The following is a 15,494-nucleotide window of genomic DNA, read 5'->3' as shown; positions in this document are numbered from 1 at the left end:
CCGACTTCACCTGACGATGCGCTCACCTGCCGCTGGCAATCGGACGATGACGCGCAGGCCTCCGGCCGGCCGCGGCGTGAGGGTCAGCGTTCCGTCGTGTGCGTGGGCGATGCTCTTGACGATGGCCAGTCCGAGACCCACACCCGCGTGGCCGTCTCGAACACGGGCGGTACCCCGCTGAAATGGCTCGGTAATCGTGGAAACCGCTCGAGCGGTGAGCTTGTCGCCGGTGTTGTCCACCGTGAGAACAACCGCGTCGGGTCCGACACTCGTGCTGATCCACACCGTGCCCGATTCGGACAGGTTGTGAACGATCGCGTTGTGAACCAGGTTGGTCACCATTTGGAGCAGCAGTGCGTGTGAACCGGTGGTGGGAGCGATGTCGCCGACGGTCTCGATGGTCAGGCCACGGTCTTCTGCAAGGGGAAGAAGGGTTTCGACGGCTTCCTCGGCGATGAGGGACACGTCGACGTGGTCCCGGCTGAACACGCGCTGGTCGGCGCGGCTGAGCAGGAGGAGCGCTTCGGTGAGATCTATCGCCCTCGAGTTGACAAAATAGAGGCGGTCGATCAGTTCTCCGGTGTCGCGGTTCGGGTCGCTGCGTGCCACATCGAGAAGGGTCTGTGTGATGGCCAGTGGAGTGCGCAGCTCATGAGAAGCGTTGGCGGCGAACCGTTGTTGTTCCGCGACGTGCGCTTCGAGTCGGGCGAGCATTGCGTCGAAGCTGTCGGCGAGTTCGCGGAACTCGTCGTTGCGGCCCTCGAGTGCAACCCGGTGGGACAGTGACCCACCCGCGGCCAGCCGGGTGGCGGTGGTTATCCGCGTCAGCGGTGCCAACATGTGTCCGGCGAGGATCCAGCCTCCCACGAGGCCGAACACGAGCAGGAACGCCATCGCGGCGGCGGCCTTGGGTATGAAAGCGTCCTCCAGGTCGGAGCGATCGGGGCCGGACCCCGGCATCCTCGGCATGCCGCCCGAGTTCATCTCGGTCACCTCCGGTACGTAGCGCAGCAGGAACACCCGCACTGCACCGAGCAGCAGAACTCCCGCGAGCATGAGGAACCCGGCGTAGCTGAGAGTGAGTTTGAGTCGGACACTCAACCCGGGCTTCCTATCCACGTCCTTCTCCTACGTCGTCCGTGCCCGCCGCCGTGTCTATCCGATACCCGACTCCCGCCACGGTGGCGACCAGCCAGGGCTCACCAAGCCGCTTCCGTAATCCCGAGACCGTGATCCGCACCGCATTGGTGAAGGGGTCGGCATTCTCGTCCCATGCCCGCTCCAGGAGTTCTTCGGCGCTGACCACACCTCCTTCAGCGGTGACGAGGACTTCGAGCACAGCAAACTGCTTGCGGGTCAACGCCACATACCGGCCGTCCCGGTAGACCTCACGGCGGAATGCGTCCACGCGCAGCCCCGCGATCTCCCGTACGGGCGGCCTGTTGCGTGTCCTCCTGCGGTCGAGCGCGCGGAGCCGGAGCACGAGCTCTTTCAGTTCGAACGGCTTGGTGAGGTAGTCGTCGGCGCCCAGCTCGAACCCGGTTGTCTTGTCGTCGAGCCGGTCAGCCGCCGTCAGCATCAAGATCGGCATCCCGCTGCCGGAAGCGACGATGCTCTCGGCGATCTCATCGCCGGACGGCCCGGGGATGTCGCGGTCGAGCACAGCGATGTCATAGGAGTTGATGCTCAACAGCTCGAGAGCGGTGTCGCCATCACCGGCAGTATCGGCGGCAATCGCCTCAAGGCGCAGCCCATCCCGGATGGCCTCGGCCATCAACGGTTCGTCCTCGACCACCAAAACACGCATTCGTTGATGCTACGAGCCGCCGCATATCGTCGACATACCGAAAAGCACATACACGCTGGCAACACGGGAGTTCCTTCACTGGGAACATGACCCGCACCGCACCGGCACTTACCAGCGCGACGACCGGCCACCGCGTCCTGTCCGAGGATGACGGAGTCCTGCCCCCAGGCACCTCCGTGTTCGACGAGCACCTTCCGGGTGTGGCCAACGTCCACCGCGACCTCCTCCGTGCCGTTCGCAGAGCGGCCGTTGACGCGGCAGCCGAAGGCATCGACCTCCAGGTCAACAGCGGATGGCGTTCACCGGCCTATCAGGCGCAGCTCCTTCGGGACGCGGTCTTGAAGTTCGGCTCGCGCGCAGAGGCGGCACGGTGGGTCGCCACGCCGGAGAGATCGGCACATGTCTCCGGAGACGCCATCGACATCGGCCCCCCGCGGGCAGCGGCGTGGCTGTCCACACACGGTGCACGGTACGGGCTGTGCCGGATCTATCAGAACGAGCCGTGGCACTTCGAATTGCGCCTCGACGCAATTGAGAACGGCTCCCCCGCAATGTATCCGGACCCCACGTACGACCCGCGGTTGAACGCTTGACATCCCTAATACGGACACGTCGGTTTGATCTGAAATTACATGGGTACTAGACGACTGACCGGTTGCTCCGAATGCGGTGGGCGAATACAAAGACGCCGTTTCCGCCCGCTTTGAGTCGGTGAACAAATGCATTCAGTTTATGTTTTCCGGTCGTTTCACCGAAATAATCTTGAGGAGAAATCGTGTACTTGCACACACAGCAGTTGATCAATGAGATCGCCATCGACGAGCCCGATCCCGCAGCCGCGAACGCGCTGCAAGAGGGTCTGGGTGGTCAGTTCGGCGAGATGCGCACGATGATGCAGTACCTCTTCCAGTCGATGAACTTCCGCGGCGATGCGTCGTCCAAGGCATACAAAGACCTGCTCCAGGGCGTGGGGACCGAGGAGATCAGCCACGTCGAGCTGATCGGAACCACAATTTCCCGCCTTCTGGACGGGTCGCCTGAGTACAACGGCAAAAAGACCGATCCCGTCGACAAGCCGGGCGCCAAGGGCGCGACGCCGCTGAAGATCGCTCTCGACACCAGCAATATCCACCATTACCTGGTGGGCGCACAGGGTGCGCTGCCGGTGGACGCCGCCGGCAACCCGTGGTTGGGGTCGTATGTCTACAACAGCGGAAACCTGGTCCTCGACCTGCTATACAACCTGATGTTGGAGTCGACCGGTCGACTGCAGAAATGCCGGATCTACGAGATGACCGACAACAAAGCGGCGCGTTCGACGATTTCTTATCTGATCGTGCGCGATCAGGCCCACGAGAACGCTTTCGCCAAGGCGCTGGAAAGTCTCGGCGTGAACTGGGGCAAGGTGCTGCCGATCCCCAAGACGAACGCGGAGTCGTTCCCCGAGGTGAAAAAGCTCCTCGACAAGGGTTTGCAGAGCATCCAGTACACGTTCAGCGCCGACGACCAGAGTGAAGCTGCGAAGCTCTACCGCGGAGCGTCGCCGTCCAACGACGGAACCGAACTGTCGACCGCCGTGATGCCCGAAGGCTTCCCCATGACCATCGCGCCGGAACGCAAGGAAGAGTTCGCACCCGGCCTCGACAAGGAACTGCTGGCGCTGATCCAGGCCACAGCCGAAGTCGAGATCGCTGCAGCGGACGACCCGAAGACCAAGTAACCAGCACGACAAAGCAGGGGCGACGCGGTGTTCACCGCGTCGCCTTTTGTCGTTGAGTGGGGTGGGTGCTCGCGGTCCTGGTCGATGCTCGGTCTGCAGACAGCGCACAGGCGAGTTTCGTAACCGGGCCGCCGGGAGCGCTCACCCAGCCGGCACACGCTCGGACTACAGACGGCGCAACGCCCAGTTTCGCGAGCGGGCACCCGGGAGCGCTCAGCAAACCCGCCAACGCTCGGACTACAGACGGAGCGCACGCAAGTTTCGCGAGCGGCTTTGCCGGCCCCGCTTGGCCCGGTGTCTTGAGCATCTTTGAAGGCTCGCTCACGGTACTGACCCAGCCCTCCTCCGAACGAAACAGCTAAAAGTTGCCAAACCAGCAAAATTACTTGCCGAATCCCCAAACCCTGAGTCACCCTGAAACCGTGCCCATTGATAGGCGATGAGCACCTCAAGGAGGATTCATGAACACAACCGACAACTTCTACGACGTGGTCGTCATCGGCGGCGGGCCGGCTGGGCTGGGCGCAGCGACGACGCTGGCGCGGTCGCTCCGCACGGTTCTGGTCATCGACGGCGGCGAACCGCGCAACGCCAAGGCTGACGGCGCGCACAATCTGCTCGGCAACGAGGGCATCTCACCACTCGAGCTGCTGGCGAAGGGGCGACGCGAAGCAGAGCACTACGGCGCGCAGATCACGACCGGCAGCGTGGCGGCGGTCCGACGCGACACCGACGGTTTCGAGGTCGACTTCGCCGACGGCCACACCGTCAACTGCCGCCGGCTCCTGCTGGCGACGGGCCTCATCGACGAACTCCCCGACATTCCCGGCGTGGCCGAGCTGTGGGGATCGAGCGTGCTGCACTGCCCGTACTGCCACGGCTGGGAAGTGCGCGGACGCAAGCTCGGAGTGCTCGGCACCGGAGCCATGAGCGTGCACCAGACGCTGTTGTTCCGCCAGCTCAGCGACAATGTCACCTTGTTCCTGCACGAGATGCCCGAACCGAGCGAGAGCGAATGGTTGCAGCTCGCTGCCCTGAATGTGTCTGTAGTGCAAGGGAAAGTAACGCAGCTTGTCATCGAAGATGGCACGCTGCGCGGAGTGGAGGTGGCCGGCGGACGACGTTTTGATGTCGAGGCCGTCACGGTCATGCCGCGGATGGTCGCACGAGCCGACGTCTACGAGTTGCTCGGCGGCAAGCTGTCCGACCACATGTCCGGCGGCCTCTACGTGGCCACCGACGAGATGGGTCGCACCGACATCGAAGGTGTCTGGGCTGCAGGCAATGTCACCGACCTCTCGGCAACGGTCGGGTCGTCGGCCGCCGGTGGCATGAGGGCCGCAGCCGCCATCAACTTCGACCTCATCTCCAGCGATGCGCAGGCAGCGGTCAAAGCCAGGGCGGCGTCGTTCTCACGGGAGATCGAGGCAGCGGTGACCACCAGGATTCTCGGCGATCGGCGCCACGGTGTGCACTGAACCCCACGGTGGGAGTCGTGCATACTCGCGAGGTGGCAGGTATTGAGAAGAACACCAACTCCACACCGGTGAGCGAGATCGGCCCGCTGGCGGACCCAGTCGGTGAATCACTGCGGCATCGTCACGCTCATCTCGCGCGCAGATTCGGCCGGGCCAGCACATACCGTTCCGGCGTCGCCACTTTTGCGGCCGTGGACAGTGACCAGGATCCGCGCAGATGGGACGATCTCGCACAGTTGGTGGGCCCAGGTGAGCTCGCCGACATGCTCAGCTCCACCGCAGAGCCACCGACCGATTGGGAACCGGTGTTCCATCTCGACGGCTTTCAGATGATTTACGACGAGGACGAACCGAGGGGGCACACAAGCGTCGACGTGGTCGAGCTGGGTTCGAAAGACTTGCCCGCCATGCTCCACCTCGTCGCGTTGACCCGCCCCGGACCGTTCTTCCCGCAGACCCCAGAGATGGGCACCTACATCGGAATTCGTGAGAACGGTGCTCTGGTGGCGATGGCCGGCGAACGGCTGCGGCCACCGGGTTGGACTGAGATCAGTGCAGTCTGCACCGCCCCCGGGGCTCAAGGACGCGGCTACGCTTCTCAACTGGTGACCGCGCTTGTCGCCGGCATCATGGCTCGCGGTGATCGGCCGTTCCTGCATGTGATCAAGTCGAACACCGCTGCGGTCTCACTCTATGAACGACTCGGTTTCCGCGTACGCGAACAGGTCACATTCCGGGGCTTCCGGATACCGCCCGCACCGCACACTCAAGAGCAGTGACGCTCGGAAGTCCACTGCGAACCGAATCGTGACTTCGTCAGGCCGAGGCTCGCAGCTGAAAGTGCCCGATCACGGTCACCAGGACCGACAACCCCGCGGCGACGGCCAGCGCGACACCCACGGCGCTCACCGCCAGTAGCAGGGCACCGATCAAAGCTCCGACGAAAATCGTTGCGATGGCGCCGAATCGGCGGTTCCACAGAGCAGTTCGACCACCACGGGTCCATGTCTCGGCGGCCAGCGATGTCAAGGTGGAAGTCACCACCACCGTCGTCATGTCTGCGATGGCAACCTTGCGTGCCACGCACGCCTGGATGCCCATCGCGGCGGCCGTTGCCGCGGCAACGCAGATCTGAGCCGACACAGAGTGTTCGGTGTCGAAGAGGGCGGCAGCTGTCGCCGCGGCGGCGAGAATCACCGAACCTGCAGCAAGGCAACCTGTCACGGCCGTTGTCCAACCCTTCGGCCTGCGCCGCAACACCATTCCAGCGGCGAAAGCCCCGATCACGAAGGTGCCGAGCGCAATGGCGGGTCCGAGGACGGGGAGATCGTCGGCGCCCGCGACACCCATTCCGAGGATGACGATGTTTCCCGTCATGTTCCCCACAAAGACACGGTCCAGCCCCAGGTAGCCGACCGCATCGACCACCCCTGTGACAAACGTGAGTACCAACATCAGGACCAAGCCCCGCCTTTCGACGCGGTCGAGAAGTGCCGGTTCTTTCGGGGATGTCATCGGGTGCTCCAACTGGTAGGGGCGGGCTGAGTTCGGTAACGGGCGGTGTGGGCTCAGCCGGCAGCGAAACCCATTCGCTCGCTGTGGACGTCGAATGCCGGGTCGTACGACATCGTAGGGCGCCTGACAGCCGAGTCGGCGATGACACCTTGCCGTCGCCAATGCTCCTTGCGGATCGCAATGCTCGTGCCCGGTTGGGTCTCGTAGGAGATCAGCGAGGCCACAGAGTCGATCATTCGCTGTGCACCCGCGAGGTCGCCCGACTCGATGCGCCTGACTGCCTGCACCAGTACCTCGGGACGCGTGATCCCGGCAGCAGCCCACCGGGCTCCGGCCAGAAAGTCGTCGACCACGCCGATCCCGCCGTTGCCGGAAACGACCACGGTGCCGACGTCTTCCCGGAGTCTGCGGATTCTCGAAAATGACGGAGGTGCTTCGGCTTTGACCGCCATCAACGACGATTCCAGACCTGCCAGTGCACCGACCAGATCGTCGATGTCGATGCGGACACCGGTGGCCGACGGCAGATCCTGCACCATCACCGGCAGATTGCTGAGGCGGTGCGTATCAACAATTGAACGTCTGACGACATCGGCGTCGCTTGATCGAACAGGGATCATCACTCCTGCCAACGACGTCCCGAACCGTGTGCCGAGCGCTGTCGCCTCGTCCGCCGCGACCGCCGGGTCCAGTGACATGACCGTGGCGATGACGGGAGCGCCTTGCGATGCGCTGATCACGACATCGAGCACCGTCATCTTCTCGTCGAGCGAGAGCGAGGCCGGTTCGGCGATGACCCCGAGCGCGATCGATCCCGTACATCCTCGCCCGAGCATTTCGCGGGTCAGCGCCCGGAGGGACTGCTCGCAGATACGTTCGCCGCCTGGTGTGAAGGGCGTGGGTACCATTGCCCACACTGCACCGGCCGAGTCAGTAGCATTCATCTGGATCCAATCTTCGAGACGTCTGCGGAAGGAAATCGATGGCACAGAACGGCGGCGGTGAGCCCGCCGGAGCCACCTCGCCGCTGGTCCAGCAGCTCGTGGACACGATCGCGGAGCGAATCAGCCGCGGCGAGTACAACTTTGGGACCTGGATACGCCAGGAGTCGCTTGCCAGAGAACTCGGCGTGAGCCGGATGCCGATCCGTGAAGCGCTCGGCCAACTGCAGGCTCTGGGCGTCGTCGAGATCGTCCCCAACCGCGGAGCCCGGCCCCGTCAGCCGTCGTTGCGCGAGTTGACCGAGGTCTTCGAGGTCAGGGCGTTGCTCGAGGGGCACGCCGCCCACGAGGCAGCCCGGTTGATCACCCACTCTCAACTGCAGGTTCTCTACGCGGCCGTCGATGATTTCCGTGCCGTCGTGCAGGCTGCCCTCGACGGGGAGTCCACGCCTGCAGAGCTTCGCAAGCGCTGGGTCAAGGCCAACTCCACCTTTCACGACACGATCCTGGACGCGGGCGGGAACACTCAACTCACCGCGACGGTGTCGTCGCTGCATCACCGGATCCCCCGCAACCTCACATGGACGGCACTTGACGCCGACCCACGCTTGCTGGCCGAGAACGCCGACGCGCACGCACGCATCGTCGAGGCCATCGACCGTCGCGACGGCGACGCTGCCCGGGACCTGATGATCGAACACTCCCGCCGGGCACGCGAACTCATCACCAGCCGATCACAAGAGACCTTCACACCCTGACCGTCACAGATCCCACCGTCCGCGCCGATCATCGCCCGACTGCATAACCCTGTGCCCCACGAGGATTGGCAGCCGACCCGAGGACCCCGGAAGACGGGTCGCGGGTGACCACACTCAGTCGGCCCAGTGACCAATCACCGGCGCGGGTGATGTGGTGCCCACGAGCGACGAGTTCCCCGATCACCGCCTCCCCCAGCCGATCCTCGACCACTGCCCCTCCCGGTTCCCAGGTGCGTGGCCAGAACGAGCCCGGCATCGACGTGGTGTGCAGGGTCGGGGCATCGATCGCCTGCTGAGGTGTGTAGCCACCGATGAGCGTTCGCAGGAGGTAACTGAGTTGCCATTGGTCTTGCTGATCGCCACCGGGCGTGCCCAGCGCCGCAACCGCCCATCCATCGCGCATCACCATGGTGGGGGTCAGCGTGGTCCGCGGCCTCTTCCCGGGGCGAAGGGCAGACGGGCTGGCCGGGTCGAGCCACGTCATCTGAAGTCGTGTTCCCAGAGCAAAACCCAACGAGGGAATGGTCGGCGACGACTGCAGCCACCCGCCCGAGGGAGTCGCCGAGATCGCGTTGCCCCACCGGTCGATGACATCGATGTGGCAGGTGTCGCCGCGCGTCTCGCCGGTGACGGTGACGGTCGGTTCGCCGGTCGCGCCGCCCGACGCCTGGCCCGCGGCTTCCACCAGCGGGGGCACGTACGGATCGATGCCGCACACCCCGGGCCGGAACTCGGTGGACGCATGCCACGCAATCTCTTTGCGGCGAACGGCGGCGTACTCCCGTGACAGCAACACCTCGAGCTGCGACCGGTCGAGGCCGTCGCCGTAGTACGCCTCTCGATCGGCCATGGCCAGCTTGAGCGCCTCGAGGACATTGTGTGCGCCCACCGCGGTCGACGGATCGACATCCTCGTCGGGCAGTTCGTCGAGGATGGCCAGCGCCTGCAGCAACACCGGCCCCTGCCCCCAGGCATCGGACTTCAGGATGGTCGATCCACGGAAGCCGAAGGCCACCGGACGCTCCCAGCAGGCGCTGAACGCCGCCATGTCAGCGAGCGCCAGCACCCCTCGATGGTCCCGCCCGGATGAATGCCGATGCGGTTGTCGCACAAACGCATCGATCTCAGCCGCTATCGACCCCGAGCCCCACTCCGTACGCGCGGCTTCTATCCGCTCCGATCGCGAACGTCGGTCCCGGCCTGCGGCGATCAGCCGTCGAAGAGTCGCCGCGTACGCCGGATTCTTGAACAACTGGTCGGCGAGTGGCACGCGACCGTCGGGAATCCACAGCGCTGCCGATGTCGGCCAGTGTTCGAAGAAGAGATCGGCGACGGTGGCGATCACCGCGCACGCTCGTCCTGACAGGCAGTGGCCGTTGTCGGCGTAGCCGATCGCGTAATCGAGGATGTCGCTCAGCTCCCAGGTGCCGTGATCGCGCAGGAGCAGCAACCACGCATCCACCGCACCGGGCACCGCGGCGGCGAGTGCACCAGACGCCGGCACCATGTCCAGACCGAGTCGACGCATGTGAGCGATGGAGGCTGCGGCCGGCGCCGGGCCCTGGCCCATCAGCACCTGCGGCGGTCTGCCCACCGGGGAGACGATGCCGACCATGTCGCCACCCGGGCCGTTCAGATGCGGTTCGACAACGTGCAACACAAACGCGGCAGCCGTGGCTGCGTCGAAGGCGTTACCACCGCGTTCCAGCACCGACTGTGCCGCACCCGACGCCAGCCAATGCGTCGAAGCCGACATCCCGAAGGTTCCCTTGAGGTCTGGGCGGGTGAGGAACTCACTCGGGGGCGTGAAGGGCATCGTCAACCTCGCTGGCACTCGTTATTGGATCCTATTCACTCGAATAGTAGCCATACAGGACCGGAGATGCGCTCACTACGTGGGCAACTCGCGACGGTCATCCGACCACTGCATACCGCGAATCGGGCGGTGTAACGTCTTCGAAACATCGCCTACCTGCGTAGATAACCGGTCGTTCCTATTGACGAGCTGTTCGCGAAGTGGCAAGGTCGCCGTTGCATCCTGTTTCAATTTCTTGGATCCAACTACGAACTGCGTTCTGATCAGCAACACTGGATACAGCACTTCACCACCCGCTAGGAGCAACTCACATGGCCGACACCCCGACCCGTCCCGGCACCGCCATTCCCCCGACGCCCGGTGACACCCTCATCTTCGAAAACGATCGAGTGCGCGTGTGGTCGATGACGCTCGAACCCGGAGGGATGTTCGATTTTCATCAGCACCACCATGATCACGTCGTCATCTGGCCTGCAGCGGGCAACGCCCAGGGGCAGGAACTGGGTGACGACGAATGGGGCATCACGCAGCACGCGGAGCCCGGCTTTGTCCTCTACAAGACCGTGGGATCGGCGAAGCCGCTCAATCCTCACCGCATCCGCAACCTGGGTGACGAGACCGTCACCCACTACGTCGTAGAACTGCTCGAGACCTCGCCCAGCGAGGCTGAATTGCCTTGGCAGCACAACGATCGCGGGTCGTTCACCACACCCGCCGATCGCTGAGTCCTTGACCACCTGACCATCGGCGCCCCAGCGGCGCCACCGCAGACACCACCATGGGGCGGCGATGCCCGACTGCGATTCCGTGCGCCCTGATCCCCACAGACAGATACCCTCACCAGGAGAAGAAGACATGGCCGTCCCCAACGACGAGCTCACGAGCCCGGTAGAAACACATCAACTCAAGAAGAACACCATCGGCGTCGCCGGCATGGTGTTCATGGTCGTCGCCGCGACCGCTCCCCTGACCGCGATGGCGTCGAACCTCTCGATCGGCCTGGCCTTCGGAGTCGGTGAGGGACTTGTCGGACTGCTTGTCCTGGTCGGCATACTGCTCGCCATCTTCACGGCCGGCTACGTGGTGCTCAGTCGGCGGGTCATCAACGCCGGTGCCTACTACGCATTCATCGGCTACGGTCTCGGCAAGGCGTCCGGGGCCGGTTCGGCATTCGTGGCGACGGTCGCCTACAACCTTGCTGCCGCTGGAATGATCGCTGCCACGGGCTATTTCGCCGACATCGCAGTGGGCACGATGACCGACATCGACCTGCCGTGGTACGTCTACGGCGCAATAGCACTGGTGATCACCGCAGTCCTCGGACTGGTGGGTGTGGAGATCACGAAACAGGTGACCTCATTGGTCTCCATCGCCCAGTTCGGCATCATCATCTGGCTCGGGATTGCAATTCTCGTCCAGCGCCCGGAGGGTTTCTCCCTCAACGTGTTTGCCCCGGACCGGATGTTCGAAGGCAATCTCGCGCTGTCGCTGGTGTTCTGCGTGCTGTCATTCGCAGGCTTCGAGGCCACCGCGATCTACGGCGAGGAGGCTCGCGCACCGCGACGCAGCATCAAGGTTGCGACGTACTGCGCTCTGGCGCTTCTTGTTCTGGTCTTCATGGGTTCGACGTGGTCGATCGTGGCAGCCTTTCCTGACGTCCAGACCGTGGCCGCCGAGGATCCGGGAAGCCTGATCTTCGCCACCGCCAGCGAATACCTCGGTGGATGGTCCGACGAGATGCTCAGCCTGCTCGTCGCTTTCAGCTTCCTGGCCGCTGCGGTTGCCTTCCACAACATGGCCGCGCGCTACATGTTCGCGCTCGGCCGGTCGCGGCTGTTGCCGGAACGATGCGCTGACGTCCATCCCCGTTTCGGCACGCCACAGGTGTCGTGTGCCGTTCAGATCGCCATCTCCCTGATCGTTCTCGTACCGTTTGTCATCGCCAAGTCCGACCCCATCATCAATCTCTTTCCGGCGGTCTCCGGCATCACGTCACTGTCGATCATCGGCCTGATGATCGGTTGCTCCCTCAGTGTTGTCGTCGCCTCGATGCGTGGTCGGCTCGACGGAGAGACCGCATGGTCGTCGAAGATCGCACCGGCCATCTCCGGCCTGCTGCTCACCGCCATCGGGGTCATCGTCGTGATCAACTACCAGGACGTCACCGGCAGCGATTCCTGGATCGTCGCCGCCATGCCGGCGATCCCCGTCATCGGCGCGATCTACGGGGCCGTCGTCTACCGGCGCCGTGGCCATGGCCACGACCTGGAGGAGCACCTCACCGATTGAGATCGGCCACCGCAGAAGGGGGTGCCTCCGCTCGGAGGCACCCCCTTCGTGTGGCTCGACCAACCCGGATCACGGCTCGATCATCGGCCTTGGACCAAGGTCGCCACCCTCCCGGACAACTCGTCGCCGTACTCGAATGCGGTGGCGTGCCGCGCCTTCGGGATCTCCCAGAATACGGACCCCGGAATGTGACCGGCCAACTCCCGACCTGCGGCGATCGGGATCACCGGGTCGTCGGCGCCGTGCACGACAAGAGTGGGCACACCGATCCGGTGAAGCTGCTGCCTCGAGTCGTGTTGCTTCAGTGCGTTCATCCGCCGGGCGTGCTGCTCGGCTGTCCGGTCCACCAAGGCCGCCCGGATACGGTCCACAAGCGATGGATCGGCCGCTCGCGCGTCTGGGCTGACCGCGGCGTCGAGCATGGTCTGGGCCCTCGCGGCGGCCGACATCTTCTTCGACTTCTCCGCGAATCCGGCCAGCCATGAGTACGCACCGGTGGTCGACACCAACGACAGTGTTCTGACCCGCTCCGGATGCCGGATCGCCAGCAACTGGGCAACCACGCCACCGTACGAGGTTCCGAGGACGTGCACTTTCGACCATTGCAATGCCTCGATCACCTCGGCGGCGTCGTCTGCCATGGCGTCCATCGTGTAGTGCTCATCTGGGCTGACCTGGTCGCCGGTGTCGCGCTGATCGTAGGCGACTGCCTGCAGGCCGGATGGCAGCCGTGTCATCAGGTCGGCGAACTGCGTCCGATCACTCTCGGCCCCATGGATCAGCAACAGCGGTGCGCCAGAACCTTTTACGATGCATGGCACCGATCTGCCGTCTCCGAGCGTGACCACGATGTCTGACATGTCGATCTTCTTTCTCGATGGGAGGAAAACATCGTCGCAATCGAGTGCGCGAACACGCACACAATGCTAGATTGGATCCTATTGTAGCCGAATTGCATACGATCAAATGCGGGCTCAGATCTGAAGGAGGCCACCATGGCTGTATTGGTTTCGGGAGCGAGCGTCGCCGGTCTCTCGGTTGCATTCTGGCTCGAGAAGGCCGGTCACGAGGTCACAGTGGTGGAGCGCGCACCGGCACTGCGGGTTGCAGGGTCCCCGATCGACATCCGTGGCGACGCACTCGCGGTCGCTGACGCGATGGGAATCCTCGGCGACATCCGCGACAGCAGGGTGCCGACGTCCGGCCGTGAGGCCTTCACCACCTGGGTCGACGATCAGGGCCACCCGATTGCCGTGCTCCCCAACGAGTTCGCCACCGACTCGGCCGACGACGTCGAGATCGCCAGGGACAGCTTGATCGGAATCCTGCACGGCGCCATCGGCCCGAATGTCGAGTTCGTCTACGACGACTCGATCGTGGACGTGACCGACACCGGTGCAGCCGTCGATGTCGCGCTGGCGTCCGGCCGCACAGGCGCCTTCGACTTCGTCATCGGCGCCGACGGTATCCATTCGACGGTCCGAGAAGCCGTGTTCGGACCCGAGACCACCTTCCGCCGGCATCTCGACACCTATACCGCTTTTGTCGACCTTCCCCTGGGTTCGGGAACCCCGGGCGAGAGCGTCACCTACAACACCCCCGGCCGCATGTTCTGCATCACGGACTTCGGCTCGCGCACAATCGGATTCATGGCCGCTCGTACCCCCGAGGTCGACTACGACAACCGTGACCTCGTCGACCAGAAGCGGGTGCTGGTCGACCTGATGAAGGGCGAGCAGGGTTGGGAGTCCCCGTTTTTGCTGCAAGCTGTCGCCGATGCCGACAGGCTGTACTTCGATTCGGTCAGCCAGGTGCACATGCCCCGGTGGTCGAGCGGGCGGGTGGTCCTGATCGGCGATGCTGCACATGCCGCATCACTCTTTTCCGGACGAGGCACCTCACTGGCGATGATCGGTGCTCACACCCTGGTGTCGGAGATGACAAAAGCCGGCGCCGCCCACGACATCGCGTTCACCCGCTACGAGCAGTTGCTGCGCCCGCGGGTGGCCACCGCGCAAGAAGGCGTTCACGAAGCCCGCGACTTCATGGTTCCGGCCACCGAGTCCGAACTGCGGGCACGCAACCAGCGGTTCGCGATCAACGCCGCGCGCTGACCGGTTCCCGGCTGTCCCGCCGGCGGTTCTGCACACGGTCGCCGGTGGACGTGCTCTGCGTCGTGAACTGGCGGCGATAGCTGGTCGGGCTGGTCGCCAGGATGGCGACGAAGTTCTGCCGGAAAGTGACGGTGCTGCCGAACCCGCAGGCGTCGGCGATCTGATCCATCCCCCAGTCCGTGCTCTCGAGGAGTGCCCGCGCAGCGCCGATGCGTTGCCGCAGAACCCATCTGGCAGGACTCGATCCGGTCTCTTGTGTGAACTTCCGGATGAAGCTGCGCCGGCTCATCCGGGCGTGTGTCGCCAGGCGATCAACACCGAGCGGTTCATCGAGGTGCTCGAGTGCCCAGTGCTGGACCTCCGCGATGGCACCGTTGATCCGGGGAAGCGCCTCGGGCCGATCGATGTACTGGGCCTGCCCACCCTCCCGATGCGGAGCCACGACCAGACTTCGCGCCACGCGGGCGGCAACTGCCGCGCCGATGTGGTTGCGGATGAGGTGCAGGCACGCGTCTATTGCGGCTGCGGTGCCCGCAGAGGTCAGCACATCGCCGTGGTCCACATAGAGGACCGAATCGTCCAGCACGATGTCCGGATGCCGGAGCGAGAGTTGGGGCATCGCCTCCCAATGGGTCACGGCGCTGCGACCGTGCAGGATCCCGGTATCGGCAACGGCGAAAGCACCGAGACACAGCCCTACGATGATGGCGCCCGCATCGTGAGCACGAATCAGGCTCTGTCTCAGGGAATCACCGATTGCCGGCGCATCAACGGGCCAGGACGGCACAACGATGATGCCGGCCCCGTCAGCGAGTTCCGGTCCGCCGACCGAATCGACCGTGTATCCCTCGAGCGTTCTGATACTCCCCGGCGAATCGGACCACAGAAACGTCTCCCATGCAGCGTCGATGCCTAGCCGAGCCACTTCGCCGAACACCATCTGGGGAGTGGCCAGGTGAAACGACGTGATGCCGTCGAAAGCATAGATGCCGATCCGCATCAGATTGGCACGATCTCATCGAAAGAGTGCATATGGGCCACTGTCGCAGTGTACGT

General features: G+C 64.3%; 15 protein-coding genes. 8 read left to right on the top strand and 7 right to left on the bottom strand.

What is annotated here, in order from left to right; genetic code table 11:
* Positions 1–6: 6 nt before the first annotated feature.
* A complete protein-coding gene (locus tag WIMU1_RS00540; RefSeq protein WP_062794707.1) occupies positions 7–1,119 on the bottom strand; it encodes a sensor histidine kinase in 1,113 nt (370 codons plus the stop codon).
* Positions 1,112–1,807 (bottom strand): response regulator transcription factor, encoded by a 696-nt coding sequence (locus tag WIMU1_RS00535; protein ID WP_062794706.1) that lies wholly within the window; start codon positions 1,805–1,807, stop codon positions 1,112–1,114. The genes WIMU1_RS00540 and WIMU1_RS00535 overlap by 8 nt, the downstream gene beginning before the upstream one ends.
* 86 nt (positions 1,808–1,893) lie before the next feature.
* Between WIMU1_RS00535 and WIMU1_RS00530 the strand changes: the two genes are divergently transcribed.
* The 4 genes from WIMU1_RS00530 to WIMU1_RS00515 all read left to right on the top strand — a co-directional run bounded on the left by WIMU1_RS00530 (position 1,894) and on the right by WIMU1_RS00515 (position 5,784).
* Complete coding sequence (locus WIMU1_RS00530; RefSeq protein ID WP_062794705.1) at positions 1,894–2,400, top strand: M15 family metallopeptidase; 507 nt, start codon at positions 1,894–1,896, stop codon at positions 2,398–2,400.
* A gap of 182 nt (positions 2,401–2,582) precedes the next feature.
* A complete protein-coding gene (locus tag WIMU1_RS00525) occupies positions 2,583–3,527 on the top strand; it encodes a manganese catalase family protein (RefSeq protein ID WP_062794704.1) in 945 nt (314 codons plus the stop codon).
* A gap of 461 nt (positions 3,528–3,988) precedes the next feature.
* A complete protein-coding gene (locus tag WIMU1_RS00520) occupies positions 3,989–5,005 on the top strand; it encodes an NAD(P)/FAD-dependent oxidoreductase (protein ID WP_062794703.1) in 1,017 nt (338 codons plus the stop codon).
* 32 nt (positions 5,006–5,037) lie between these two features.
* A complete protein-coding gene (locus tag WIMU1_RS00515; protein WP_245969188.1) occupies positions 5,038–5,784 on the top strand; it encodes a GNAT family N-acetyltransferase in 747 nt (248 codons plus the stop codon).
* Between the two features lie 37 nt (positions 5,785–5,821).
* Here WIMU1_RS00515 and WIMU1_RS00510 read toward each other — a convergent pair whose 3' ends face one another.
* Positions 5,822–6,520 (bottom strand): YoaK family protein, encoded by a 699-nt coding sequence (locus WIMU1_RS00510; protein WP_062794702.1) that lies wholly within the window; start codon positions 6,518–6,520, stop codon positions 5,822–5,824.
* Between the two features lie 53 nt (positions 6,521–6,573).
* Positions 6,574–7,464, bottom strand: coding sequence for a dihydrodipicolinate synthase family protein (locus WIMU1_RS00505; RefSeq protein ID WP_084247916.1), 891 nt, complete (start codon positions 7,462–7,464; stop codon positions 6,574–6,576).
* A 38-nt stretch (positions 7,465–7,502) separates the two neighbouring features.
* Between WIMU1_RS00505 and WIMU1_RS00500 the strand changes: the two genes are divergently transcribed.
* Positions 7,503–8,219 carry a GntR family transcriptional regulator gene (locus WIMU1_RS00500; RefSeq protein WP_023954986.1) on the top strand — a complete coding sequence of 239 codons (717 nt, stop codon included), beginning with the start codon at positions 7,503–7,505 and terminating at the stop codon, positions 8,217–8,219.
* A 28-nt stretch (positions 8,220–8,247) separates the two neighbouring features.
* Here WIMU1_RS00500 and WIMU1_RS00495 read toward each other — a convergent pair whose 3' ends face one another.
* Positions 8,248–10,035: a gamma-glutamyltransferase family protein gene (locus WIMU1_RS00495; RefSeq protein WP_062794700.1), complete on the bottom strand. Its 1,788-nt coding sequence runs from the start codon at positions 10,033–10,035 to the stop codon at positions 8,248–8,250.
* Positions 10,036–10,346: 311 nt separating this feature from the next.
* On the opposite strand from WIMU1_RS00495, the gene WIMU1_RS00490 reads away from it, so the two are divergent.
* Both WIMU1_RS00490 and WIMU1_RS00485 read left to right on the top strand, forming a co-directional pair.
* Positions 10,347–10,760, top strand: coding sequence for a hypothetical protein (locus WIMU1_RS00490; RefSeq protein ID WP_062794699.1), 414 nt, complete (start codon positions 10,347–10,349; stop codon positions 10,758–10,760).
* A gap of 130 nt (positions 10,761–10,890) precedes the next feature.
* Positions 10,891–12,324: an APC family permease gene (locus WIMU1_RS00485; RefSeq protein WP_062794698.1), complete on the top strand. Its 1,434-nt coding sequence runs from the start codon at positions 10,891–10,893 to the stop codon at positions 12,322–12,324.
* Positions 12,325–12,404: 80 nt separating this feature from the next.
* Here the strand turns inward: WIMU1_RS00485 and WIMU1_RS00480 are convergent, their stop codons facing one another.
* A complete protein-coding gene (locus tag WIMU1_RS00480) occupies positions 12,405–13,184 on the bottom strand; it encodes an alpha/beta fold hydrolase (RefSeq protein WP_062794697.1) in 780 nt (259 codons plus the stop codon).
* A gap of 135 nt (positions 13,185–13,319) precedes the next feature.
* Between WIMU1_RS00480 and WIMU1_RS00475 the strand changes: the two genes are divergently transcribed.
* Complete coding sequence (locus WIMU1_RS00475) at positions 13,320–14,438, top strand: FAD-dependent monooxygenase (protein WP_062794696.1); 1,119 nt, start codon at positions 13,320–13,322, stop codon at positions 14,436–14,438.
* Here WIMU1_RS00475 and WIMU1_RS00470 read toward each other — a convergent pair.
* Entirely contained in the window at positions 14,422–15,438 is a 1,017-nt protein-coding gene (locus tag WIMU1_RS00470) for a GlxA family transcriptional regulator (protein WP_062794695.1), read from the bottom strand. The two genes, WIMU1_RS00475 and WIMU1_RS00470, sit on opposite strands and share 17 nt — an antisense overlap.
* Positions 15,439–15,494 lie beyond the last annotated feature (56 nt).

Origin of the sequence: Williamsia muralis NBRC 105860, assembly GCF_001598915.1 — a bacterium.
Taxonomy (GTDB): Bacteria; Actinomycetota; Actinomycetes; order Mycobacteriales; family Mycobacteriaceae; genus Williamsia; species Williamsia muralis.
The sequence above is the reverse complement of the archived record's forward strand: the minus strand, read 5'-3'. Positions and strand labels throughout refer to the sequence as shown.